General features: G+C 68.8%; 21 protein-coding genes. 8 read left to right on the forward strand and 13 right to left on the reverse strand.

Features of this window, described 5'->3' with window-relative positions:
- Nucleotides 1-13: 13 nt before the first annotated feature.
- From AC1Q6E_RS16910 to AC1Q6E_RS16935, 6 genes are all read left to right on the forward strand, one after another.
- Nucleotides 14-991 (forward strand): tripartite tricarboxylate transporter substrate-binding protein, encoded by a 978-nt coding sequence (locus AC1Q6E_RS16910; protein WP_152798323.1) that lies wholly within the window; start codon nt 14-16, stop codon nt 989-991.
- Nucleotides 992-1,004: 13 nt separating this feature from the next.
- Nucleotides 1,005-2,138 carry an alanine racemase gene (locus tag AC1Q6E_RS16915; RefSeq protein WP_296561093.1) on the forward strand — a complete coding sequence of 378 codons (1,134 nt, stop codon included), beginning with the start codon at nt 1,005-1,007 and terminating at the stop codon, nt 2,136-2,138.
- A complete protein-coding gene (locus AC1Q6E_RS16920; RefSeq protein ID WP_152798325.1) occupies nt 2,138-2,530 on the forward strand; it encodes a RidA family protein in 393 nt (130 codons plus the stop codon). The genes AC1Q6E_RS16915 and AC1Q6E_RS16920 overlap by 1 nt, the downstream gene beginning before the upstream one ends.
- A gap of 124 nt (nt 2,531-2,654) precedes the next feature.
- Complete coding sequence (locus tag AC1Q6E_RS16925; RefSeq protein ID WP_152798326.1) at nt 2,655-3,581, forward strand: catechol 2,3-dioxygenase; 927 nt, start codon at nt 2,655-2,657, stop codon at nt 3,579-3,581.
- Between the two features lie 79 nt (nt 3,582-3,660).
- Nucleotides 3,661-4,557 (forward strand): LysR family transcriptional regulator, encoded by an 897-nt coding sequence (locus AC1Q6E_RS16930; RefSeq protein ID WP_152798327.1) that lies wholly within the window; start codon nt 3,661-3,663, stop codon nt 4,555-4,557.
- Nucleotides 4,554-5,480 carry a LysR family transcriptional regulator gene (locus AC1Q6E_RS16935; RefSeq protein ID WP_492573149.1) on the forward strand — a complete coding sequence of 309 codons (927 nt, stop codon included), beginning with the start codon at nt 4,554-4,556 and terminating at the stop codon, nt 5,478-5,480. Before AC1Q6E_RS16930 ends, AC1Q6E_RS16935 begins: the two co-directional genes overlap by 4 nt.
- Before the next feature lie 15 nt (nt 5,481-5,495).
- On the opposite strand, the gene AC1Q6E_RS16940 is transcribed toward AC1Q6E_RS16935, so the two are convergent.
- The 5 genes from AC1Q6E_RS16940 to AC1Q6E_RS16960 form a co-directional block, all read right to left on the reverse strand.
- Nucleotides 5,496-6,800, reverse strand: a complete 1,305-nt coding sequence (locus AC1Q6E_RS16940) for a sulfatase family protein (RefSeq protein WP_296561099.1) — start codon at nt 6,798-6,800, stop codon at nt 5,496-5,498.
- Nucleotides 6,797-7,882, reverse strand: coding sequence for an aromatic ring-hydroxylating oxygenase subunit alpha (locus tag AC1Q6E_RS16945; RefSeq protein WP_152798330.1), 1,086 nt, complete (start codon nt 7,880-7,882; stop codon nt 6,797-6,799). The genes AC1Q6E_RS16940 and AC1Q6E_RS16945 overlap by 4 nt, the downstream gene beginning before the upstream one ends.
- Nucleotides 7,883-7,930: 48 nt before the next feature.
- A complete protein-coding gene (locus AC1Q6E_RS16950) occupies nt 7,931-8,965 on the reverse strand; it encodes a Bug family tripartite tricarboxylate transporter substrate binding protein (RefSeq protein ID WP_492573150.1) in 1,035 nt (344 codons plus the stop codon).
- 110 nt (nt 8,966-9,075) lie between these two features.
- Nucleotides 9,076-10,029, reverse strand: coding sequence for an alpha/beta hydrolase family protein (locus AC1Q6E_RS16955; RefSeq protein WP_492573151.1), 954 nt, complete (start codon nt 10,027-10,029; stop codon nt 9,076-9,078).
- A 78-nt stretch (nt 10,030-10,107) separates the two neighbouring features.
- Nucleotides 10,108-11,376 (reverse strand): amidase, encoded by a 1,269-nt coding sequence (locus tag AC1Q6E_RS16960; RefSeq protein ID WP_296561108.1) that lies wholly within the window; start codon nt 11,374-11,376, stop codon nt 10,108-10,110.
- A gap of 63 nt (nt 11,377-11,439) precedes the next feature.
- Between AC1Q6E_RS16960 and AC1Q6E_RS16965 the strand changes: the two genes are divergently transcribed.
- A complete protein-coding gene (locus tag AC1Q6E_RS16965; RefSeq protein ID WP_492573152.1) occupies nt 11,440-12,354 on the forward strand; it encodes a LysR substrate-binding domain-containing protein in 915 nt (304 codons plus the stop codon).
- Nucleotides 12,355-12,366: 12 nt separating this feature from the next.
- Here the strand turns inward: AC1Q6E_RS16965 and AC1Q6E_RS16970 are convergent, their stop codons facing one another.
- The 3 genes from AC1Q6E_RS16970 to AC1Q6E_RS16980 all read right to left on the reverse strand — a co-directional run bounded on the left by AC1Q6E_RS16970 (nt 12,367) and on the right by AC1Q6E_RS16980 (nt 15,435).
- Nucleotides 12,367-13,350, reverse strand: a complete 984-nt coding sequence (locus AC1Q6E_RS16970; protein ID WP_152798335.1) for a Bug family tripartite tricarboxylate transporter substrate binding protein — start codon at nt 13,348-13,350, stop codon at nt 12,367-12,369.
- Between the two features lie 313 nt (nt 13,351-13,663).
- Nucleotides 13,664-14,647, reverse strand: coding sequence for a tripartite tricarboxylate transporter substrate binding protein (locus tag AC1Q6E_RS16975; RefSeq protein WP_152798336.1), 984 nt, complete (start codon nt 14,645-14,647; stop codon nt 13,664-13,666).
- A gap of 29 nt (nt 14,648-14,676) precedes the next feature.
- Nucleotides 14,677-15,435, reverse strand: a complete 759-nt coding sequence (locus tag AC1Q6E_RS16980) for an alpha/beta fold hydrolase (RefSeq protein WP_492573153.1) — start codon at nt 15,433-15,435, stop codon at nt 14,677-14,679.
- Nucleotides 15,436-15,510: 75 nt separating this feature from the next.
- Here AC1Q6E_RS16980 and AC1Q6E_RS16985 point away from each other — a divergent pair, with 75 nt between their 5' ends.
- Nucleotides 15,511-16,422, forward strand: a complete 912-nt coding sequence (locus tag AC1Q6E_RS16985) for a LysR family transcriptional regulator (RefSeq protein ID WP_492573154.1) — start codon at nt 15,511-15,513, stop codon at nt 16,420-16,422.
- 13 nt (nt 16,423-16,435) lie between these two features.
- On the opposite strand, the gene AC1Q6E_RS16990 is transcribed toward AC1Q6E_RS16985, so the two are convergent.
- The 5 genes from AC1Q6E_RS16990 to AC1Q6E_RS17010 form a co-directional block, all read right to left on the reverse strand.
- The gene (locus tag AC1Q6E_RS16990; RefSeq protein WP_152798339.1) at nt 16,436-17,479 is read right to left on the reverse strand and encodes a LacI family DNA-binding transcriptional regulator; all 1,044 of its coding nucleotides are present in this window, start codon (nt 17,477-17,479) and stop codon (nt 16,436-16,438) included.
- Between the two features lie 82 nt (nt 17,480-17,561).
- A complete protein-coding gene (locus AC1Q6E_RS16995; protein ID WP_492573155.1) occupies nt 17,562-18,575 on the reverse strand; it encodes a tripartite tricarboxylate transporter substrate binding protein in 1,014 nt (337 codons plus the stop codon).
- Between the two features lie 38 nt (nt 18,576-18,613).
- Entirely contained in the window at nt 18,614-19,117 is a 504-nt protein-coding gene (locus tag AC1Q6E_RS17000; protein WP_296561121.1) for a 3-isopropylmalate dehydratase small subunit, read from the reverse strand.
- Nucleotides 19,114-20,373 (reverse strand): 3-isopropylmalate dehydratase large subunit, encoded by a 1,260-nt coding sequence (locus tag AC1Q6E_RS17005; RefSeq protein WP_492573156.1) that lies wholly within the window; start codon nt 20,371-20,373, stop codon nt 19,114-19,116. The genes AC1Q6E_RS17000 and AC1Q6E_RS17005 overlap by 4 nt, the downstream gene beginning before the upstream one ends.
- 19 nt (nt 20,374-20,392) lie before the next feature.
- A complete protein-coding gene (locus tag AC1Q6E_RS17010; protein WP_152798342.1) occupies nt 20,393-21,313 on the reverse strand; it encodes a 2-dehydropantoate 2-reductase in 921 nt (306 codons plus the stop codon).
- Nucleotides 21,314-21,317: the final 4 nt, after the last annotated feature.

Genomic DNA, 21,317 nt, shown 5'->3' on the forward strand with positions numbered 1-21,317 from the left:
TCCAGGAGTCCCCATGAAAATCGCCGCCATCGCCGCGGGGGCGCTGTTCGCGCTCGCCGCCGCCTCTTCCGCCTGCGCCCAGGCCTGGCCCGACAAGCCCATCACCCTGATCATGCCCTTCCCCGCGGGCGGTCCCAGCGACGCGCTGGGGCGGGCGGTGGCGGCCAAGCTGGGGCCACGGCTGGGCGTCTCCATCGTGGTGGAGAACGTGGGCGGCGCCGGCGGCTCGATCGGCATGCAGAAGCTGGCCCGCGCGGCCGCCGACGGCTATACCATAGGCTTCGGCACCATAGGCACGCATGCGGCCAACATGATCATGTATCGCAAGCCGCTGTACGACGCACGCAAGGATTTCGAGCCCCTGGGCCAGGTCGGGTCGGCGCCGGTGCTGCTGCTGGTCAAGCAGAACCTGCCGGTCAACGATTTCCCGCAGTTCGCCGACTACCTCCAGGCCCACAAGGCCGCCATGTCGTACGGCAGCGCGGGCGTGGGCTCGATCGCGCACCTGGCCTGCCTGCTGCTGCTGAGCGACATGAAGGCCGAGGTCATGCACGTGCCCTACAAGGGCGTGGCGCCCGCCATGACCGGGCTGATGGGCGGCGAGACCGACTTCATGTGCGACCAGACCACCACCTCGCTGGCGCAGGCCGCCAGCGGGCGGGTACGGGCCGTGGCCGTGCTGACGCGCGAGCCCTTTCCGGGCCTGCCCAAGGTCGCCACGGCACAGAGCAGCGGCAGGACCGCCATCGACTTCCGCTCCTGGAACGCGCTGTTCGCGCCACGCGGCACGCCGCCCGCCATCGTGGACAAACTCAACGCCGCCATCAATGACACCCTGGCCGACCCCGCGCTGGTCAGGCAGATGCGCGACGTGGGCGTGGAATTCCCCGCCCGCGCCGACAATACCCCCGGCCACCTCGCCCGGCTGGTGGACGGCGAGATCGCCCGCCTGCGCCCCATACTCGAGGCCAAGAACGTCTATATCGATTGAATCCAGGCACATCATGCAACTGAACGAACTCGACACCCCGGTCCTGGTGCTGGACCGGAACAAGATGGACCGCAACATCGCGCGGCTGCGCGAGCGGCTGGCGCCGTTCGGCGTCGCGCTGCGGCCGCACGTCAAGACCAACAAGTCCGCCGACGTCACGCGGCGCCTGGGTCCGCCCGGCACGCCCATCACCGTCTCCACGCTGAAGGAAGCCGAGTACTTCCTGGACCACGGCTGGACCGACATCCTCTATGCCGTGGGCATCGTGCCGTCCAAGCTGCCTCACGTAGAACGCCTGGCCCGGCGAGGCGCTACGCTGACGATCATCCTGGACAATACCGAGGCGGCCGCGGCCACCTTCGCCTATGCGCGCGACCATGGCCTGCAACTGCCCGTGCTGATCGAGATCGATACCGACGGGCACCGGTCCGGCGTCAAGCCCGAAGACCCCGTGCTGCTGGAGATCGCCGCCCGCCTGTCTGCGCGCGAAGGCGAGGGCGCCTGGGTGGCGGGCGTGCTGGCCCATGCCGGCGACTCCTACAACTGCCGCTCCACCGAGGCCATCGCCGCCATGGCCGAGCAGGAGCGCGCGGGCGCGGTCCGCGCCGCGCGGCGCCTGCGCGAGGCCGGCCACGCGGCACCGGTGGTCAGCGTGGGCAGCACCCCCACCGCGCATTTCGCGCGCTCGCTGGACGGCGTCACCGAAGTGCGGGCCGGCGTGTTCGTCTTCTTCGACCTGGTCATGAACGGCCTGGGCGTCTGCCTGACCGACGACATCGCCCTGTCCGTGCTGTGCACCGTGATCGGCCACCAAGAGGAAAAAGGCTGGCTCATCACCGACGCGGGCTGGATGGCCATGTCGCGCGACCGCGGCACGGCCAGGCAACCGGTGGACCAGGGCTACGGCCTGGTCTGCGACCTGGAAGGCCGGCCGCTGCAAGACCTGATCATGATCGACGCGAACCAGGAACACGGCATCGTCCGCCACCGCGCCGATCCCGCCGCCACGCCCATGCTGCCGGTAGGCACCTTGCTGCGCATCCTGCCCAACCACGCCTGCGCCACCGCCGCCCAGCACGCTTCCTATGCCGTCGTGGCGGGAGATCCCCGCGTCCAAGCCCACTGGCCGCGCTTCGGAGGGTGGTGATGAACGATGCCGCCTTCCCCGCCGTGGCCGGCCTTGCCGCGCCACGCGGCCACTACTCGCACGTGGCCGCTGGCGGCGGCCTCGCCTTCGTGTCCGGACAACTGCCGCTGGATGCCGCGGGCGAGCCCCGGGCCGACTTGCCGCTGGACGAACAAGCCACCCTGGCGCTGCGCAATGTGCAAGCCGCGCTGGCCGCGGCGGGCTGCGGCTGGCGCGACGTCATGAAAGTCACGGTGTACCTGGCCGGCGTCGAGCACTGGCCGGCCTTCGACCAGGCCTATCGCCGCGTGCTGGGCGACGCGCGGCCGGCGCGGGCCGTTGTACCCGTGCCGGCGCTGCATTACGGCGTACGGGTGGAAATCGAGGCCGTGGCATTGCAGCCCATCCTGTGAACGATGTAGCCCGGGAAACAGGAAAAGGTACCCATAGCTTTTCTGCATAGGTCCCACGCTACCGGTATTGGACGCTCCGCCGGCCCAGGTGCCACCATGAAAACGAATGGAAAGGAGACCAACGATGGCGATGAACGGCGTGCTGCGGCCTGGCTACTGCCAATTGCGCGTAATGGACATGGACGAGGCCCTGCGTTTCTATACAGGCGTCCTGGGATTGAAACTGGTGGAGCGGGACGCTTCGGGCCGGGCGTATCTGAAGTGCCTGGACGAGCAGGATCACAGCAGCGTCATCCTGCGCCCGGCCGACCGGGCCGGCATGGACTGCTATGCGTTCAAGGTCTTCGACACCGCCACGCTGGACAGGCTGGAGAGCGACTTGAAGGACTATGGCGTGGCGACCGAGCGCGTGGCCGCCGGGGAACTGCCCGAGACCGGCGAGCGCGTCCGCTTCCAGGCGCCGACCGGCCACGTCTTCGAACTTTACGCGCAACGGACGCGCGTGGGTTCCGCGTTCGGCACCCACAACCCCGAAGCGATCATCGCCAACAGGCAGGGCATTTCCCCCATCCGCCTCGATCATTGGCAGATCCATGGCGGCGACCTGGATGGCAGCCGCGACCTGTTCACCCAGGTTCTCGGCTTCTCCATCGTCGAACGCATCCTGATGGAGGATGGCCAGACCGACATGGCGGTCTGGATGAGCTGTTCGAACAAGGCCCATGACATCGCTTTCGTGCGGGACGAACGCGACGACACGCTGCACCATCTGTCGTTCCAGCTCGAAACATGGGAGCAAGTACTGCACGCGGCGGACCTCATGACCGTACACCGGGTCCCCATCGACATCGGGCCGCTGCGCCACGGCATCACGCGCGGCACGACCATCTACGCCTTCGATCCATCGGGCAACCGTTTCGAGACGTTCTGCGGCGGCTACGACTTCTACCCGGACATGGAACCCATCACCTGGTCCTGGGAGGAGATGGGCCGGGGCGTGTTCTACCATACTCGCGAGTTGAACGAGCGGTTCCTGACGGTGGTGACCTGAATCATCCGCCGGATCCCCGCTGACCGGTGACAGCCGGTACTATGCGCTCCATCCGGGATGACAAGGACAGGACACGCGCATGCAAATCAGCCAATTGCGCGCCTTCGTGGCCGCCGTCGCCGCCGGCGGCATGGGAGCGGGGGCGCGCAGCCTGGGGATCGCGCAACCGACGCTGACCCGGGCGATCCAGCAGTTGGAAGCCGACCTCGGCGCCACGCTGCTGGCCCGCGGGCCGGCCGGCATGGTCCTGACCCAGTTCGGGCGCCAATTGCTGCCCCATGCGCAGCGCATCGTGCGCAGCCATGGCAAGGTCCACGAAACCAGCCTGCAGCTGGCCGGAGACGGTACCGGCGAAGTCTGCGTGGCGATATCGGCCGTCCCCCGATGGCTGCTCGCCCCCCGGGCCGCCGTCATGCTATGGGAGCGCTACCCTCGCGTCCGCCTCACGCTGGCCGAGGCGGTCTATCCCCAAGTGCTGCATCACTTCGAACGCGGCAGCATCGATTTCGCCATCTGCCCGGCCCCGATCGGCACGGACCAGGCCACCTTGCGGGTAGAACCCATTCCTCTCCAGTCCCACCTGGCGGTCGCCATGCGCAAAGACCACGCGAAAGCCCGTGCCAAGAACCTCGGGGAATTGGCCACCTGTACGTGGATCGCCTCCGGCCCCAGCACCGGCCTCGGCCTGCCCGAGATGTTCCATGCGCACGGCCTGGACGCACCTGACTGCCCGTTGCAGTGCGAATCGGTCGAATGCGCGCTGCGCTTCGTGGCCGACACCGACATGCTGACCCTGGCACCTCGCCTGCTGATCGAACGAGGGGCCCAGGAAGGCAAGCTGGCGCCGCCCTTGCTCGGCGGCCTGGGAGGCACCGTGCAGATCTGCATGCTGACTCCCGAGGAACGGGTACTGACACCCGCCGCGGCGTTCTTTCGGGCCGCCCTGCTGCGAACGGCCGAGGAGCGCGCATCATGAGCACGCTGGTCCAACTCCAGAGTCTCGTCGCGGTCCACCGGCACGGCAGCGTGACCGCGGCAGCCGAGGCCCTGGGCCTGAGCCAGCCGGCCGTCACCCGGTCGCTGCAGGAACTGCAATCCGAAGTGGGCCAGGCATTGTTGTCGAGGCAGGGCCGCCGCCTGGAGCTGACCGGTATCGGACGCATCATGCTGGAGCATGCCGAGTCGCTCGTGAACCAGGATGCGCGGGCAGGCGAGGAACTGGCGGCGTGGCTGAAATCCCGCCACGCCGAAATCCGTCTGGCCGCATCCGCCGTGCCCATCGCCACCATCCTTCCCGGCGCCATCGAACTGGTGCGAAGCACCCATGCCCAGGCCCGCATCCGCATCGTCGAATCCGCCTACCCCGACGTCATCCGGCTGTTCCGCGAGCACGCCATCGACCTGGCCGTCGGCTCGTTCCCAACCGAGTTGCGGCGCGAGGGCTATCGCGTGGAATCGCTGTTCTCCGTTTCCATGCGCGTCGCGCTTCCCCGCGGCCACCGTCTTCGCAATCGGCGCCGGCTGGCCGATCTGCGCAAGCTCCCCTGGGTGGTTTCGGGCTCACTGGAAGCGTCTACCGAGCTGTTCCAGCATGCGTTCGTCCAATGCGGACTGGAACCTCCCCGGTCGGTCCTGCATTGCGAATCCACGGCCTCCAGCCTGCAGTTCATCGAGCAGTCGCGCGAGCTGGCCGGGTTCATCGCCCATCCTCTTGCCTGGGAGGCCGAGCGGGCCGGGCGGATCAGCCTGCCGCCGATCACGGATCCGTTGCCCGGCCACGCGGTCGGAATCTTCCACCCCTCCCATCTCTCGCAAACGACCGTCAGCATGGCGCTCTTCTCCGCGCTCAGGCTCGCCGCCCGGCGCTACGCGCAGCAGCTCGCTCGCGAAGCGGGATGAACACGGCGTCCCAGGTCACACCCGCGGCATGTCCTTGTCCGTGTAGACCAGCGTGACGCGGGCATCCTCGGGGATGGGCGGCATCGTCGACTCCCATTGCTCGTAGCGGCCGCGAAACTCGGCCAGCAGCCCGGGATGCCGCCCCGCCAGATTGGCCCGCTCCCGGCTGTCCTTCTCGATATCGAACAGATATTCATTGCCTTCGATGGCCAGGTACTTCCAGTTGTCCCGGCGCATCGCGCGCTGCCTGCGATGCTTCATGCGCCAGAACAACTCCCTGCCGCGGTCGAGGCCGGGATCGCGGAACAGCGGCATCAAGGACATCCCGTCCGGCGGATAGTCGGGATGTCCTTGCGCGCCGGCCGCCTCCAGGAACGTGGGCATCCAGTCCATCGTCATCGCGAACTGGCGGCTGACGGTGTCCGGGGCGATCATGTCGGGCCAGCGGACGACGTAGGGCACCCGGATCCCGCCTTCGGTGAGATCCATCTTTCCCCCGACCAGCGGCCAGTTGTCCGAGAATCTCTCGCCGCCGTTGTCGCTGGTGAACACCACGAGCGTGTTGCGATCCAGGCCAAGACGCTCCAGCTCGGCCAGCAACGCGCCTATACCCTCGTCCATATGATGGATCATGCGCTGGTACACCTCCACCGAGCCGCCATCCAGGTGGAAGGTCTTGCCGACCAGCGATTGCGCCAGCTCGCGGTCTTCGCGCGTCTCCCACGGCCAATGAGGAGCCGTGTAGTGCAGGCTCAGGAGAAAAGGATCGCGACTGGCCGCGCAGCGGCGCACGAAGTCGATCGCCTTTCCGGAAAACAGGTCGGTCAGATAGGCGTCGGAATGGAACGGCTCGCCATTTTCCCAAAGGTCGTGTTTGCCGTTGGGCGCCGTATGGGTGAAGTAGTCGATGCCGCCAGACATCAGGCCGCAGTGTTCGTCGTAACCGCTGAGCAGCGGTCCGAAATCGGGCTCGAATCCGAGATGCCACTTGCCGACCAGGGCGGTCCGATAGCCTTGCGCGCGCAGCAGCGACGGCATGGTGGGATGCCCGGGAGGCAGTCCCGATGCACTTCGGCTGGCGCTGCGGCCATGCAGAGGCTCATCGGCGGCTCCGCGCAAGCGGTACTGGTAGCGGCCGGTCATCAACGCGAACCGGGTTGGAGAGCATACCGGCGAGTTCGCGTAGCCCCGGGTGAGCTTCATGCCTTGCCGGGCCATTCGGTCGATGTTGGGCGAGACGGGCGCGCGCCCGCCGTAGCAGCCCAGGTCCGCATAGCCGAGGTCGTCGGCAAGAATGAAAATGAAATTGGGGAGGCTCATGATGGAAGGCCCGCCGGCTCCATGGCGACCACCTCGCGACGCTCCCGGGCCATCAATTCCTGGACCCGCTTGCGCCCCTTGAGCGCCGCCGCGTCCACGCGTTGGTGCATTTCCGGCGGCAGCCCATCGATCTCGACCATGTCGTCGCACAATTTGGCGGCTTCTTCGTCCTGGGCGATGGCCATCTGCACCATTCGCGCCAGCTCGCCATCGTATTCCGGCTCGTGGGCGCGGAAGTTGCGCGTGGTGGCGTAGAAGTAATGGGTGCTGCGCGGCGTTTCCGGCGTAATGCCGTGGATGACCTGGAATCCGCCGAACTCCCGTCCCGGCTCGGCCCCCCCTTCGCTCGCGCTGCGGAAGTACGAAGAAGTCACGTGCAGCGAGGGCGCGAAGAAATGCGCCTCCATTCTTCGATCGACCCTGCCCCGCGTTCCGACGATACCCGCGATCGGCAGATCGTCGATATGGTCCCCCCGCACATCGCGCGTGATCGACAGTCTGTCCGCGCGGTCTTCGACCAGCGGCGGCGTCGCCGCCACCTGCATGCCGCCCACGGTGTCATGATGCAGATAGGACAGGTGCGACAGGTCCAGGATGTTGTCCTGGATGAAGGTGTAGCGTGCCTTCGCCGTCACCCGGCCGCCCACGGCGGGCCGCCATCCGGGCGTATCCAGGTGCATGACCGACATGTCCGGAATCCGGGCCGGATCGGCCAGCTCCGGATCGCCCATCCAGATCCACACCATTTCCCACCGTTCCGCGAGCGGATAGGCCCGCAGCCGGTACGCAGGCGGCACGCGTTCCTGGGAGGGAATGCGGACACAGGCTCCCGACGAATCGAACGTGAACCCATGGTACATGCACTGGATCGCATCGCCCTCCAGCCTGCTGAGGGAAAGCGGATAGCGCCGGTGTATGCACCGGTCGGCCAGTGCCACCGGTACGCCGTCCTCGCGACGATACATCACCACAGGCTCCCCGAGCAGGGTCCGGCCCAGCAGGCTTCGACCCAGTTCGTGACGCCATGCGGCGATGTACCAGCAGTTTTTTGGATAGAGATATCCTTCCGGATAAGGAAACATTGCACGCCTCTCGCTGTATCGACCTGATTGACCGGTGCCCTGGCTGAGTCAGCCGCCGACCTTGATGTTGGCCTTGGTGATGACATCGCCCCACCGCTCGTACTCGGTGCGGATCAGCGCCCGCACCTCCCGCGGCGTTCCCGCTCCGCTGCTCGCTCCGCCGACGCTGTCGAGCAGTTGCTGCGCGTCGGGGCTCTGCAAGGCCTTCGCCAATTCGGCATTGAGTTTCCCGACGATGGTTTCCGGCGTTCCCTTGGGAGCGACAAGCACCCACCATGACTGGCTTTCCAGCTCGGGAAACCCTTGCTCGCGGACGGTGGGCACATCGGGAAACTTGGCGCCGCGCGCCTCGCCGGTCATGGCGATGTAGCGAAACTTGCCCGCCTTCACATAAGGCACCGTGAGCGAGGAGGCCGTCTCCAGCATGAGATCCACTCTTCCGGCCAAGGCCTCGTTGACCATTTGCGGCGTTCCGCCAAACGGAAGATGGGTGAACTGGGCGCCGCTCTTGGCCATCAGGAGCTCCCAGATGAGATGATGCACGGAGCCGACTCCCAGCGAACCGAACACCAGCGGCGTCGCGGCGCTCTTCTGGTAGGCCAGCATGCTCTTCAGGTCATGTATCGGTAGCTCGCTGCGCACGCTGATGTAGTAGGGGCCTCGCTGCACGAAACCGATGGGATCGAGATCGCGCCGCGGGTCGTAGCCCGCGGACGGAATCACGTGAGGCCCGGTCCCCAGGCCCGACGCGACCCCCAGCATGAGCGTGTAGCCGTCCGGCCTGGAACGGGCGACCGCCGCGGTCGCGATGGTGCTTCCCGCCCCCGGGCGGGCATCCACATAGAAAGCCTGCCCCATCGCCTTGGTGAAGTGGTTGGCGATAAGGCGTGCCATGATCTCCGGAGGCGTGCCGGTCGCGAATCCCACGACCAGACGCACCGGTTTCTCCGGATAGGCCTGGTCCGCGGCCGACACCGGCTGCATCACATGCGCGCATACCAGGGCGCCCGCCACGGCCAGCGCCACGCCACGCCGGCGCATCGCTGCGGGGACGGCCCGATCCGATACGTCCATTCGCTTCATGTCTGCCTCCTTCCTGCTCATAGTGTTGTGAGACGGGAGCCAGGATAGGAGTGAAGCGGGTATGCGACAACGTTAGGATTCGGATTGCCCATGCAGTAAATGCATGGATCTCAGGCGCGGTCCGCCCGCCGCGCGGCCGGATGCGGCACGCTTGCGCCGCCCAGCCATTCCAGGGCCAGCGGCCACAGCAGGTCCTGGAAGTCGCCGTGGAAGAACGCGAAGTGTCCGACCGCCGTCCTGCCGATGTCCTCGGGCGCGATACGCAGATGCGTCCGCGTGCTGTGCGTGAAATACCCCAGGGTGCGCTCGATGGCCGCTACCGTGCCGAACGGGTCGTCGGTCAGGCTGATGGCCAGGATGGCGGCCCGCGCCGTGGCGGCCGGCAGGGGACCGCCGCCGAAGGTCCTGCGGGCGCTGGGCCGGTCTTCGTAGCGCGGCGTGGGCGCGCTCCAGTCCAGCGCGACGCCGGTGGGCGTGTCCTCCAGCCAGCCCAGCCTGCGGCCGGGGAAATATCCGCACGCCCGCGCCAGCAGGGGCATGGCCAGGTGCCACTTTGCCGCCATGCGCCAGCGCACGGCGGCGTCGTAGTCGCGCCAGTACGCGAACTGCGCCCCCACCGTGACCATGCGGTCGATGCGGGAACAGGACGCGGCCAGCGCGGGCGCCCAGCCGCCGAAGCTGTGCCCCACGAGGTGGATCGCGCGGCCGGGCCACATGGCGGCGGCATAGCCCAGCACGGCCTCGCAGTCCCGCGCGCCCCAGTCGGTCCAGCTCGCCTGGAAGCCGCGCAGGCGATCCGGGCGCGATTCGCCTATGCCCCGGTAGTCGTAGGCGATGACGTCCATGCCGTTGTCGTGCAGGTACTGGGCGAAACGGAAGTAATAGCGGCACTTGACCGAGGTGGCCGCGTTGATGATCACCACCGGCCTCGTCCTCGCCCCCACGTCGATGCCGCGCCAGACGAAGCCTCCCAGCGGATAGCCGTCGGCGGCATGAATGACGACGGGCAGCGCAGCGGCAGGCCGGTCGAAACCGGCGGGCGGAGGCTTGGGCAGGGCGCTCATGAGGGCTTTCGGGTCGAAGGACCTCCTACGATACCCCGCGGGCCAGGCCCGCACCAGCCCGCAAGGCGCACCGCCCGGTCACGGCGCCGCGGCGCACCCTTCGGCGAACGCCGCCGCGGCCAACAGGTCGAGGTCGCGGCCGGGCGCGCCGACCAGTTGGGCGCCCAGCGGCAATCCGGCCGGCCCGCGGCCCATGGGCATGGACAAGGCGGGCAGGTGCAGGAATGTCCATAGCCCGCCGAAGCGCGGTGAGCCGGTTTCCATGCCGATCTCCGCCTCGCCGTCGGCCGCGGGGTACAGCAGGACATCGGCATCGACGAACAGGCTCGCGGCCTCGCGCTGCGCGGTCCGCATGGACGACCGCAGCTCCGCGTACCCGGCCATCGACAATTCCGCCTCGGCCTCGACCCGCTGCCGCAGGCGCGGACTGAGCCGATCGCGATGCCACCGGCGCTCGTGGGCCAGCGATTGCCGGAGTTCGAACGCCGACAGCCGGGCCTGGAGCGCCACGGCGGCCTCCAGGCCCGGCGGCAGGCGCGCGGTCCGCAGCCGGGCGCCGCCGCGTTCGAGTCGGCGGGCGAAAGCCAGCAGCGCCTCGACGGTTTCCGGACGCGCGGCGGCCCATAGGCTGGATTCGCAGACCACGACCCGTGGCGCCCCCGGGTCGCGCGCGTCCGTCGTACCGAACACGGCATGGCGCGCGTCCGCCACCTCCCTGGCGAAAACACCTATCGTGTCCAGGCTGGGACTCGCATGCTTGAGGCCGGACGTGTTGATCAGGCCGTACGACGGCTTGTAGCCGACGACACCACAATAGGCCGCGGGACGGATGATCGAGGCACTGGTCTGGGTCCCGAACGCCAGCGGTACCATGCCGTCGGCCACCGCGGCGGCCGAACCGCTGGACGAACCGCCCGGGGTACGCGCCGGGTCCTGCGGATGGCGCGTGGCGCACGGTGTCAGCGTGGCGAATTCACAGGTCTCGGTCTTGCCGAGCAGGATGCCGCCCGCCTCCCGGGCCGCCGCGATGCAGGCGGCATCGGCCGCCGGACGATGGCCCGCATAGATGGGCGAACCGTAGGCGGTTGGTAGATCGGCGGAATCCAGGATATCTTTGGCGGCGAACGGCAGGCCGCGCAAGCGCCCCGCGGCGCCTGCCCGGTCGGCCTGCCGGGCCTGGACGATCGCCCGTTCCCGGTCGACGTGCGCGAAGGCGCGCACCGTCGCCTCCCGCTCGTCGATGCGATCCAGGCAGGCCCGCACCAGGGCCTCGCTGCTGAGACTGCCGTCCTCCATCGCCCGCAAGGCGGACAGCGCGCTGAGAAAATTGGGGGCTGGGGTCTTCATGCCGGGGAAACCATATCCATAGAACGAACAGCCCTCGGGGCCGTTCCACACATCGGGAAAAAAGTGCCACTGCTTTCCATGCGCCTGCTCCACACATTCTCGGTCGTCGCGGAAGAGCTGCATTTCGGCCGGGCCGCCGAGCGGCTCCACATGACCCAGCCTCCGCTCAGCCAGCAGATCCGCCAGCTGGAGCAATTGATCGGGGCCGAGCTGTTCCACCGCACGACGCGTTCGGTCAGCCTGACGCCCGCGGGGCGGATCCTGCACGACCGCGCCAGGAAGATCCTGCAGGACGCCGAAGCCGCGGCGGACGCGGCCCGGCGCGCCGCCAGCGGATCGGCCGGCAGCGTGGCCATAGGCTTCACCGCCAGCTCCATCTACGGGACCCTGCCCCGCCTGGTCTCGGCGTTCCGCCGCCAGTACCCCGAGGTCGAACTGCGGCTGGAGGAAATGCGCCCCGAGCCCATGCTCGAAGCGCTGCATGCCGACAAGCTGGACGTCGCGCTGCTGCGGCCGCCGGAAAAATCCCTGGCGGATCCGCGCCTGGCGCACAGCGTCATCGCGCGGGAACGGCTGGTGCTGGCGCTGCCCATCGACCATGTCCTCGCCCATCTCGAACAAGTTCCGGTCGCCAGACTGGACGGGCTGCGCCTGATCGGATTTTCTCCCGACCAGGCGCCGTACTCGTACGAGTTGTGCCAGCGGATCTTCCAGGCGGCGCAAATCGTTCCGCACGTGGTCCAGGCCAGCATCCTGCCCACCATGCTGGCCCTGGTCGAGGCGGGCGTGGGCGCGGCGCTGGTGCCGGCCTCGGCCCAGGCTACGTGGGCCGGCGCGCTGCATTACCGACCGCTGGTGGACACCGAGGAGCACACCACCGAGCTGTACGCGGTCCGCAGGCAGGACCTGCGCAACCCGGCGGCCGAGAAATTCATCGACCTGGCCGGGATGCCGGGCGGCGCGCCCCGCGAACCGTGACACGCGTCCGGCCTATTGGGCCGTGATCTTGGCGGCGCGAATCACCTTCTCCCACTTGGTGTTCTCGGTGGCGATGAACCGGCCGAACGCATCCGGCGTGTCGCCCACCACGCGGGCACCCATGTCTTCGAGCTTGCGCCGGATATCGGCCTGCCCCAGCACCTGGCGCACGGCGCCGTTCAGCTTCTCGACCACCGGCTGCGGCGTGCCGGCGGGCGCGACCAGACCGTACCAGTTGGTGAACTCATAGCCCGGCACGCCGGCCTCGGCCACGGTAGGCACGTCCGGCAACAGCGGAGAGCGCTCGCTGCCCAGAATCGCCAGCGCGCGCAGCCGCCCGTCGCGCACGTAGGGCAGCGCCTGGAGCAAACTGTCGAACGACGCCGACACCTGTCCGCCGATCAGGTCCGACAGGCTCTGGCCGCTGCCTTTGTAGGGCACGTGCGTCAGCTTGGTGCCGGCCAGGCTGTCGAACAGCTCGCCGGCCAGGTGCGGCCCGCCGCCTATGCCCGACGACGAGTAGGTCAGATGGCCGGGACGCGCTTTCGCCAGGTCGATGAACTCGCGCAGGGTCTTGGCCGGCACGGACGGATGCACCAGCAAGGCGAACTGCACCTCCACCACCTTGCTGACCGGCTTCAGGTCCCGCTGGACGTCGACGCGCATCGAATACAGATAGGGATTGACAGCCAGGTTGCCCATGGTGGCCATGAGCGTGGTGTAGCCATCGGGCGCGGCCTTCGCCACGTTCTCGGTGCCGATGACGCCGCCCGCGCCCGCCCGGTTCTCGACGACGACGGATTGGCCGAGCAGTTCGGCCATCCGCGGCGCCACCAGCCGGGCGACGATGTCCGTCCCGCCCGCCGGCGCGAACGCGACGACCATGCGGACCGGTTTGTCGGGATAGGCCTGCGCGCTCGCGGGGCCGGCCACGGACGCGGCGGCGATAGCCCACGCGACGTGGTGGAAGGGGAGGGAAGAAAGGATCTTGCGCATGGCGTGCTTTCCTGGACGGAATGAGGAGGCCGGGACAACAGCCGTTCCCGGAGCGACGCCGGCACTCTAGCCCTGGCCGGGCGGCACCGTCCAATTCGAAAACACGCCTCGATTGAGTCGCAACGGCACTCAATCGGCGCGGCGCCCCACCGGCAGCCCCGAGGTCTGGTCATGGACCACCTGCCGCAGCCAGCGGTACGCCGGCTCGGCATGCCCGGGAAATAGCCGATGGCCAGATCGATATTGCCGCTGTCCAGGGATTCGACCACCTCGTCCGGAAACAGGTCCACGATGGTCAGGCGCGCGGCCCGCTTCAGTTGGGCGGGATGTTGGCCATGCGCACCCAGTCGCGCCAGCGCACGATGTCCGCCGCGATGAAGGCGCCCATGTCGCGGGCGGGCAGGAAGCCGGCCTGCATGCCCTTGGCTTCCAGCGATTGCCGGACCTCGGGATCCGCCATGGCCTTGCCCATCAGCGCGCTCACCGTCTCGACGATGGCGGGCGGCGTCCCGGCCGGGGCCGTCAGGCCCAGCCAGCCCTGCATCTCGTAGCCGGGGATGGCCTCGCCGATGGTCGGCACATCGGGCAGTTGCGGCAGCCGGCGCGGCGTCGTGACGCCTATGGGCTTGAGCCGGTCGTTCTGCAGCGCGGGGGCGGCCGACAGCGCATCCAGGAACGCGAAATCGAACTGCTTGCCGATCAGGTCGGTGATGATCTGCGTCACGTTCTTGTAGGCGGCGCCTTCATAGACCACGCCCGCGGCGGCCTTCAGCATTTCCGCCGGCACCTGCGACGACGAGCTGTAGTAGCCGAAGCTCATGCGCCCGGGCTGGGATTTCGCCTGGGCGATCAGGTCCTGCACCGACCGGAACGGACTTTCCTTGGGCACCATCAGCACCGAGCCGAAGGTGCCGAACCGGCCCACCGGCACGAAATCCTTGACCGGGTCATAGCGCAGGTCCTTGTACAGGCTCAGGTTGGCGGCATGCGTCGAATTGGTGGACAACAGGAAGGTGTAGCCGTCGGGCTTGGCCTCCTTGGCGGCCATGGTGCCGATCACGCCGCCGGCGCCCGGACGGTCGTCCACCACCACGGTGGCCTTGGGATGGACCTTGGCGATGTAGCCCGCGAACACCCGCGCGGAAAAATCGGCCGCGCCGCCCGCGGCCGACGGCACGATGATGGTGACCGGACGGTTCGGCCAGTCGGATGCCTGGGCGTGGACAGGGCCCGCCCAGGCCGCCGAACATGCCAACAGACCTGCCGGCGCCAGGCGCCGGATGCTCCCGATGTTCATGATTGTCTCCTCGTTCTTGCTATATCCCGTCAGGGTTGGGTTGCGCGAAGATGCCGCGCGAGAAACGTGTCCAGTGCATCGTTGTAAGCGCCGGCGCAGTCCACCATGGGGGTATGGCCGCCCGGCAGCAGGACCAGCTCGGCACCCGGGATGAGCGCCGCCAGCCGCCGCGCGTCGGCCACGCCGCGGCGCCGGTCCAGTTCTCCATGCGCGATCAGCGCCGGACAGCGGATCGCGCCCAACCTGGGGCTCAGATCGATCCGGCGCAGGCCCTCGACGGCTTCGAGCAGCGGCGCGGTCGGCAGCGCGCCAAGATAGCGCTCGAGCTCCCTCATCAGGGCCGCCGGCGGATCGTGCGCGAAACAGGCTTGCAGAAAGGCCCGCCTTGCTTCCGGGGTCCATTGGTCCCGGATCCGCGCGGGCAGCGAATTGTCGCCATGATCCCGCGTGTGGGGACCTGTATTGGAGATGACGAGCGCCTGCACGGCGGACGGCCGGGCCAATGCCGTCAGCAAGGCAATCACGCCGCCCAGCGAATGACCCAGCAGCACCGTCGGCGCGGTTCGCGGCGCCAGCGCGGCGGCCAGGCGTCCGGCGACGGCCTGGGGCGTGAACGGACCCGCCCCTTGCATCCAATCCACTTCATGCAACACGAAGCCCGGGGCGGCCACCGGGCCATAGATCCGGGGACTGCAGCCGCCCCCCGCCAGGGCGAGGATGAGCGGGCCGGATTCCTGGATGGCTTGCGGCGGAACAGGCGTCTCGCCGGATCGATCTGCGTGATTCATCCGGCGATGATAGGCCCGTCCGCATCATCCAAAAATTGAATAATATTGATCAGATAATAACCATTTGGAATCGACATGCTGGCAGAGATCCCGATCGCCCAGTTGCGCGTTTTCCTCCACGTCCTGGATGCCAAGAGCTACCGCATTGCCGCCGACAAGGTACTGCGCAGCCAGCCCGCCGTCTCCAAGATCATCCAGTTGCTGGAGGAAAAGCTGGGCGCGCCGCTGTTCGAGGCCGATCGCCGCACGACTCCCACGGCCTTCGGCAAGGTGTGCGAACCCCTGGCCAGGGAGCTGGTGAAACACCACGACCGCATCGTCGAAACGCTGCTGTCGCAATCGCGCCAGCACGCGGGAACGCTCACGCTGGCGTCCATCGGCAGTTTCGCCACCAACTGGGTGCCGGCGCTGATCAAGGACTTCATCGGCCGCCATCCCGGCGCGGCGGTGCGATTGATCGACGACAACTCCGAGAACATCCATCGCATGGTGCTGTCGGGCGAAGTCGACTTCGGCCTGTCCAGCGAGATCTCGATCACACCCGGTCTCGACTTCATCCCGCTCATGACCGATGCGTTCGGCCTGGTCTGCCATGCCAGCCACCTCCTGGCCCGGCGCAGCAGGCTGGACTGGTCCGTGCTGGCCGACCTGCCGCTGATCGGCACCACCGCCCACCGCGAACTGAACGGCACGCCCGAGGCGAAATGGCTGGACCGCTGCTGGTTCCATGTCTCCAACATGATGACGCTCTCGGCGATGCTGTCGAGCCAGGTCGGCGTCACCATCCTGCCCCGGCTGGCGGTACCGGCATTCGCGAACGACCTGCGCTTCGTACCGCTGGTCCGCCCCGGCCGCCACAGGCGGATCGGTATCGTCAAGGTGAAATCGCAAGCCCTGCCACCCTTGGCGCAGGCGATGGAACAGGAGCTGATGGCCTATGCGGCCCTGCACGGCAACGTCCGGCCGGACGCGGCACGGCGGCGCTAGGGCCCGTTCACGCTCAGCGACGCGGAACGGCGGAACCCCGCGCGATAAGTTCGGGCCGGATGCGGATCCGGCGCGCGGCAGGAGCGGGATCGCCGGGCTGTCCCTGGGTGCCGATGCGGGCGAGAACCAGCTCGGCCGTGGACGCCGCCAGCGCATCGATGGGCAGGCGGATCGCCGTGAGCGGCGGTGTCGTCAGTTCGTACCACTTGGGATCGCCGTAGCCCACCACCGAGATGTCGGATGGAATGGACAGGCCGTGCTCGCGGATGACCGACAGCGCGACGATGGTCAGCTCCGAACTGCCGATGACCACCGCCGTCGGGCGCTGCCGCGCGGCCAGTAGCCGACGCATCGCCTCGGCGCCGAACTCCTGGCGTGGCGGCACCTGCACGATAAGGTCGCGGTCCGGCTCCAGCCCGGCCTCGACATGCGCCCGCACGAAGCCCCGCAGGCGGTCCCGCCCCGGTTTGATGCGGCCGTACCCGCCCACGTAGCCGATGCGCCGGTGTCCCAGCGACAGCAGGTGGGCCGCCGCGGCGTGCGCCGCCGCCGCATCGTCCATTGCCACCACGTCGGTGGCCAGCGTCGCGACGCTGCGTATGAGCTGCACGACGGGCGTGCCGGCCAGCAATTCGACCGTGCGCGGCAGCGGCGCCGGCGAGGGCGTGATGACGATGCCGGCGGCGCGGGCCTGGATCAACGCCTGGACCTCGCCGCATTCGGCTTGCGGATCGTCTTCGGTAATCGCCAGCACCATCTGCAAGCCCGCGTCCCGGCAGCGTTCGGCCAGGCGCTTGGCGATGGCGCTGTAGAAATCGTTCTGGATGTCCGGAATGACCAGCCCCACCAGAGGGCTGGCGCCGCCGCGCAGCACGCGCCCCGAGGCGTTCAGCACGTAGCCCAGTTCCTGCGCCGCCTGCCGTACCCGCGCCTTGGTGTCGTCGCTGAGCTTGGGATGATCGTTCAGCGCGCGCGAGACGGTGGTGTGCGAAATGCCCAGTGCGGCGGCGATGTCCTTGATGGTGACGGGACCGTGGGCGGGCTTGGAACTGGCCATGGGTTTCCTGTGGGCGTCCGGTGCCCAGAGTTTACCCGCCCGCCTGCCGGCTCGCGGGCAGGCGGGCGCTCGGGAAACACGGCTATTGCACGCTGATGCCGGCATCCTTGACGATGCGCGCCCACTTGGCCAGATCGTCCTTGATCACGCCTGCGAAGGCCTGCGGCGTATCGCCGATGGGTTCGCCGCCCAGCTCCTGGAAGCGGCGCCGCACGTCGTCGGCCTGCAGGATGCGCGCCAGTTCGGCGTGCAGCTTCTCGATGACGGGGGCGGGCGTGCGGGCCGGCGCGAGGATGCCGTACCACGACGAGACGTCGAAGCCCGGCACGCCGCCCTCGGCCACGGTGGGAATGCCCGGCGCGCCGGCCGCGCGCTGCCCGGACGTCATCGCGATGGCCTTGAGCTTGCCGCTCTTGATGAAGGGATCCGCGGTGGCCAGCGCCGTCACCAGCAGCGGCACCTGCCCGCCCACCACGTCCGTGACCGCCTGGCCGCCGCCCTTGTAGTTGACATGGGACATGCGCATGCCCGTGCGCGCCTTCAGCAGCTCGCCCGCCAGATGGCCGGTACTGCCCAGCCCCGCGGACGAGAAATCCAGGTCGGCGTCGGCGCGCTTGCCCAGGGCCACGAGTTCCGGCAGCGTGGACGCCTTCAACTGCGGATTGGCGACGATGATCAGGGGCACCAGCACGACCCGCGACACCGGCGCGAGGTCGCGCTCGACGTTGAAGGGCAGCTTCGCGTACAGGCTGGGGTTGATCACCATGGTGCCGTCGGCCGCGAACAGCAGCGTATAGCCGTCCGGCTCCGCCTTGGCGACGATGTCCGTGCCGATGTTGCCGTTGGCGCCGGGCCGGTTCTCGACCACGACCTGCTGGCCGAAAGCGGTGGAGAGCTTCTGCCCGACCAGCCGTGCGAACACATCGCTGGTCCCGCCCACCGCGAACGGCACGATCAGGCGAATGGGCTTGTCGGGATAGCGGCCGGCGGCCTGGGCGGCCGCCGGCCCGGGGCTCGCCAGCAGCAGGGCGGGAAGCAGGCTGGCGGCAAGCGCAAGGCGCCGTCGGTGGCCGGGTCGTTTCGTATGGGGGTCCATGCATGTCTCCTCTGGCGTCTGTGCGCCTCGATGATGGGTCAGTCCGGACCGGTCTCGGCCAGTCGCCGCCTGACGTATTCCACCAGCCCGCCCTGCCGGATCATGCCGGCCAGGAAGGGCGGATGGACGGGAAACGGATACGCGCGCGCGCCCAGCCGGACCTGTCCGCCGTCCAGGTCCACCCGGATCGCATCGCCTTCGCGGGCGTCCCGGACCGCGTCCGCGCAGGTCACCAGCGGCAGCCCGTTGTTGAGCGCGTTGCGAAAGAAAATGCGGGCGAAACTCTCGGCCACGATGCATGAGATGCCCGCCGCCTGCAGCGCCAGCACCGCGTGCTCGCGCGACGAGCCGCAGCCGAAGTTGCGGCCCGCGACCAGCACGTCGCCGGGCCGCACCCGCGCGGCGAACCCGGGATCCAGCGGCTCCATGCAATGCCGGGCCAGCACCTCGGGACGATGCGAGGTCAGGTAGATGGCGGGAATGATGACGTCGGTATCGATGTCGTCGCCGAACCGGCGCACCGTCGCGCATGCCGGGTTCACAGCGCCTCCGGATGGATGAGTTCGCCCGCCACGGCGCTGGCCGCGGCGACATGGGCATTGGCCAGGTAGACCTGGGAATCCGGGTCCCCCATGCGGCCCCGGTAATTGCGATTGGTGGTCGCCACGCAGACCTGGCCCTCGGCCAGCACGCCCGTGCTCAGTCCGGCGCAGGCACCGCAGGTCGAAGGCGACACCAGCGCGCCGGCCTCGGCGAAAACGTCGATCAGCCCTTCGGCCAATGCCTGCCGGTAGATGTCCCGCGTGGCCGGCACGACCACGCAGCGCACGCCGCGCGCCACCTTGCGGCCCCGCAGGATGGCCGCGGCCTGGCGCAGGTCGGTCAGCGTGCCATTGGCGCAGTTGCCGATGTAGGCCTGGTCCACGCGCACGCCGCGCACCTCGGCCACGGGCGCCACATTGCCGGGCGAATAGGGTTTCGCGCACAGGACCGGCAGCGTCTCCAGCGCCACGTCCAGCCGGCCGGCGTAGTCCGCCTCCGCATCCCCGTATTCAATGACGCCCTCGCCGCCCGTTGTCCGCCGCGCCCACTCGCGCGTCGTGTCGTCGGGCGGCACGATGCAGGTCTTGGCGCCGGCCTCCACCGCCATGTTGCACAGGGCCATGCGCTCGTCCATGCCCAGCCGGGCCATGCCCTGGCCGCCGAACTCCATGCTCTGGTACGCGGCTCCATCCACGCCCAGGCGCTGGAGCAGGTGCAGGATGAGGTCCTTGCCGGTCACGTAGGGCCGCCGGTCGCCGTGGAACTCGATGCGCAGCGTGCCTGGAACGGTGAACCACAGTTCGCCCATCGCCAGCGCCGCCGCGATGTCGGTCGACCCCATGCCTATGCCGATCGCGCCGAACGCGCCATAGGTGCAGGTATGGGAATCGCCGCCGACGATCAGGTCGCCGGGACGCACCAGGCCCAGCTCGGGCAGCAGGGTGTGCTCGATCCCGCCCGTGCCGATGTCGTAATGGTGGCGCACACCGTGCTCGTCGGCGAAGCGCTGGAGGGAACGCAATGCCCGGGCCGAGGCCACGTCCTTGGGTGGCGCGAAATGATCGCCCACCAGCACCGCCAGATCCGGGTCACGCAGCCGCGTCACGCCCATCTGCGCCAGCCGCTCGAAGGCGATCGGCCCGCTGACGTCGTTCAGCAGCGCGCGGTCGATCCGGGCCGTCACGATCTCGCCCGCGCGCACCCGGTCGCGTCCGGCGTGGCGGGCGAAGATCTTCTCGGTGGCGGTCATGCCCATGGCCGGCTCCCGGATGCCATCAACGTGCCGCGCGGCGCTCGCGCTGGCGGACCAGCGCCGTCAGCGTCGCGTTGACCGGCGCCTGCATGCCCGCCAGGGCCGCCTCCCGGGGCACGGCGCCGTTGATGACGTCGATCTCGCTGGGCCGCCCATTTTCGAGGTCCTGCAGCAACGAAGGCCTGGCGTCGGGAATCTTCGCGCCGAAAGCCCGCACGTGGGCCACCGGATCCTGCACGGACAGGGCGACGCCGCGCGCCCGGGCGACTTCCCAGGCCTCGACCGCCGCGGCCCGGCTGACCGGCCCCATGTCGGCGTCGTCCATGACCTCGCCCACCGTCATGCCGGTCAGCGCGCAGGGCGCGCTGTAGGCCACGTTGCAGATCAACTTCTCCCACTGCATGGCGGCGATGTTGTCCACCGCCTCGGCCTTGAATCCGGCCGCGCGCCACAGGCCGGCGATCTCGTCCACCCGCTCGCGCGCCAGCGTCGAATAGGCGCCCATGCGGATAATTTCCATTCCATTGTGGAAGGTGTGCCCGGGGCCGCGCATCTGCGCGCCGAAGCCGCCGGCGATGCCCACCGCCACCCGCTCCGCGCCCACCGCCCGCGCCACGAGATCGGCGCTGCCCATGCCGTTCTGGATGGTCAACACCCGGGTAGCGGGCCCCACGGCCGGGACCAGCCGGCCCGCCGCCTCGCCCACGTGCGCGGCCTTGACCGCCACGACGATCAGGTCCACGGGCTCGTCGGGCACCTGCTCCACGGCCCGCACCCGTACCACCCGGTCGCCGCTCGCCCCCTCCACCCGCAGGCCGTGGTCGCGCATCGCGGCGACGTGCTCGCGCCAGGTGTCCACCGCCACCACGTCGTTGCCGCTGCCCGCCAGCAGGCCGGCATAGATGGAGCCCATGGCCCCGCACCCCATCACCAGGATCTTCATGCGC

The sequence above is a fragment of the Pigmentiphaga sp. MLSB6-MA01 genome, from assembly GCF_058793475.1.